General features: G+C 77.7%; 3 protein-coding genes. All 3 read left to right on the top strand.

What is annotated here, in order from left to right:
- The coding region (locus IDM29_RS16095) for a hypothetical protein (protein ID WP_223148419.1) at positions 1-285 on the top strand (285 nt) is incomplete at its 5' end.
- Complete coding sequence (locus IDM29_RS16090; protein WP_188037784.1) at positions 282-2,108, top strand: hypothetical protein; 1,827 nt, start codon at positions 282-284, stop codon at positions 2,106-2,108. The genes IDM29_RS16095 and IDM29_RS16090, both read left to right, overlap by 4 nt.
- On the top strand, positions 2,098-2,712 hold the full coding sequence (locus tag IDM29_RS16085; protein WP_188037783.1) for a hypothetical protein: 615 nt from the start codon (positions 2,098-2,100) through the stop codon (positions 2,710-2,712). Before IDM29_RS16090 ends, IDM29_RS16085 begins: the two co-directional genes overlap by 11 nt.
- The last annotated feature ends 203 nt before the right edge of the window (positions 2,713-2,915 follow it).

The following is a 2,915-nucleotide window of genomic DNA, read 5'->3' as shown; positions in this document are numbered from 1 at the left end:
GAGGGCCGCGGCGGTCCGGGCTGGCTCGTGCACGCCGACGGCCGGCGCTGGCTCGTGGTGGCCGACGTGCACGGCGTCGCCGTGGTGCGGGCCGGTGAGATCGGCGGCGAGGTCCCCGCGCCGGGGGTCCCGGCCGCGGCGCTGGCGGGCGTGGTGCCGTGGGTCGACACCGTCACGGGCGGTGCCGTCTGCCCCGGGGGCACCGACGGCGCCGTCGCGCTCGTGAGCCGGGCGCACTCCTACTGCGTGGACGTCGTCCGCCTGCCCGCGCGGGTGGCCGCGTGAGCGCGCTGGCGGAGCGCTGGCTCGCGGCGTGGCCTGCGGCGCTCGGGGCGTGGGGGCGCCCGACGCGCATGCACCTGCCGACGCTGCACGAGGAGCGGGTGCCGGGTGCCGGGTCGTTCGCCTGGTTCTCCTGCACCGACGTCGAGGTGCACATCTGCCTCGCCGACGTGCGAGCGAGGGCCCTCGAGGACCACGCGGTCGCCGCCCTGGCGCACGAGGTCGGCCACCACGTGCTCGCGCCCGGCGACCTGCTCACGGCGGCCCGCGTGGCGGCGCGCGTGCGGGTCGGCCTGGTCGACGCGGACCAGCTGGTCGGGACCGTCGCCAACCTGTGGGCGGACCTGCTCATCAACGACCGCCTCCAGCGCCGCGCCGGCCTCGACGTGCTGGGCCTGTACGCCGCGCTGGGCCGACCGTCCCCGGACGACCGGCTGTTCCAGATGGTCTGGCGCGCGTACGAGATCCTGTGGCAGACCCCGCGCGGGGCCCTGACGGACCCCGCGGGCGACATCCCCGAGGACGCGGCGCACCTGTGCGCGCGGCTCGTGCGGGTCTACGCGCGGGACCCGGTCGGCGGCGCCGGCGGGTTCGGGGCCCTGGTCCGCACGACGCTCGCCGAGCAGCTCGAGTCGTACCACCCGGACGTCCGGATGGTGCCCTGCGCGCACGCGGAGACGGGCGACGTGGTGCCCGGCGGCCTCGCGGGCGACACGGGCCTCGGGCGGCCGGTGGTGCACCCGGCGCTCGACCCCGCGGTGGTCGGCACGGGCGGCGACGGCGAGGACGACGACGACGAGGGGGACGACGAGGACGGCGACGAGACCGACGGCGCGTGGGGCCGCGGGCCGAGCACCGGTGCCTCCTCGGACGCCACCGGGCAGAGCCTGGAGCCGGCGGACGCGCTGGCGGCGCTCCGGGCGCTCGGCATGACGGTCGACGCGGCGACGGTCGCCGCCGCGTGGTACCGCGAGCACGCCGCGCCGCACCTCGTGCCGTTCCCGACGCGCCCGGCCCACCCGCCCCGCGAGGATCTGCTCGGCGGGCTGGAGGCGTGGGAGCTCGGCGACGACCTGGCCGACGTCGACTGGACCGGGACGCTCACCGCCTCGCCCGTGGTCGTGCCCGGCCTGACCACGGTGCGCCGCGACGTGCACCAGGAGGACCCGGTGCGCGACGAGCGCCGGGTCGTCGACCTGGACCTCTACCTCGACTCGTCGGGATCGATGCCGAACCCGACCGCCCGGCGCGCCCCGATCGCGCTCGCGGGCGCCGTGCTGGCGCTGTCCGCCCTACGGGCGGGAGCGCGCGTGCAGGCGACCACCTGGAGCGGCCCGCAGCAGGTCGCCGGGACCGACGGCTTCACGCGCGACGCCGACGCGGTGCTGGCCGCGATCGTCGCCCACTTCGGTGGCAGCACCTCGTTCCCCCTGCCGCTCCTGGAGCGCACCCACCTCGCACCGGCACCGGCCCGTGCCTGGGGCGGCGCGCGCACGGATGACGGCGCCACCCACATCGCGGTGATCTCGGACACGGGCGTCGTCTCGATGTTCGAGGACGTCGCGCCCGCGTCGGTGATCTTCCGCGGCGGCGCGGAGCCGACCGCAGACCCGAGCACCGGGATCGCGGCCCGCGCGGTCGCCGCCGCGGGCGGCGGCGGCACGCTCGTGCTGGAGGCCCAGCAGATCCACGCCGACCGGATCGCCGCCGTGGCACCCGGGTACGACGTCCACATCGTCAACGACCAGGAGCAGCTCGTGGCCTTCGCGCGGGACTTCGCACGCCGCCTCTGGGCGTCCGACGGCGGCGGTGCGCATGGCCGATGACCGCACGCGGCACCCGGGGCCGTCCCTGGCGACCCTCACCCAGCGCCTCGCCCTGACGTCGCCGGACATGCTCGACCGCCACGTCGACGTCCCGGCCCTCGTCGCGGACGTCGTGATCCAGGTCGACGGCACCGTGCTGGACGCCGCCGGGCTGGCCTGGATCGACCGCACCTTCGGCCCCGACGCGCCACGCCGCACGCGGGCCGGCGCCGCCGTGGCGTGCTGGCTGCTGACCGACCCGGCGCTGCTCGGGCACCCCGGCGTGGCCGCTGCGGCCGCGGAGCGCGGGGGGACGGCCCGGTGGTTCCTCCACGTCGTCATGAGACTGGTGAGCGAGCTCGCGCACGTCCGGGACCCGCGCACGTGGGTCCACCAGGACACGGGCCGCGAGGAGGCCGCGCGGGCGGCGCTGGCGGCGGGCGACCTGCTGCCCGCCGGGGAGAGCGAGCAGGAGGCGGCCGACCGGTGGCAGGCGGTGAGCACCGCCTACCGGGAGGTGGCGTCGCGGGCGATGGCGGAGGAGGTGCGGCGCGCCGAGGAGCTCGCGCGCGCCCTCGCGGAGAAGCGCGCGAAGGAGGCGGCGGCGCAGTACTCCAACTACTGACGACGACGAGCCTGATGACGAGCCACTGATGACGACGAGCAGCTGATGACGAACGACGAGACCCACGGCGGGCCGGCCGCGGTGCCGCCGCCGGACCCGGTCCGCGCCGAGGCGGTGCTCGGCGAGTACGCGCCGCTGTCCGCGCTCGGGCTCGACGACGCCGAGCGCTGGCCGACCCTGGACGCCGCCGGGGCGGCGCGGCT

Origin of the sequence: Actinotalea sp. JY-7885 (assembly GCF_014525465.1) — a bacterium.
In the GTDB taxonomy this organism is placed as follows: Bacteria; Actinomycetota; Actinomycetes; order Actinomycetales; family Cellulomonadaceae; genus Actinotalea.
This window is presented reverse-complemented; position numbering and strand designations above follow the sequence as displayed.

Bases quoted from the DNA above. Each gene is read 5' to 3' on its own strand.
- IDM29_RS16085 (WP_188037783.1), top strand. From the start codon at position 2,098: ATGGCCGATGACCGCACGCGGCACCCGGGGCCGTCCCTGGCGACCCTC.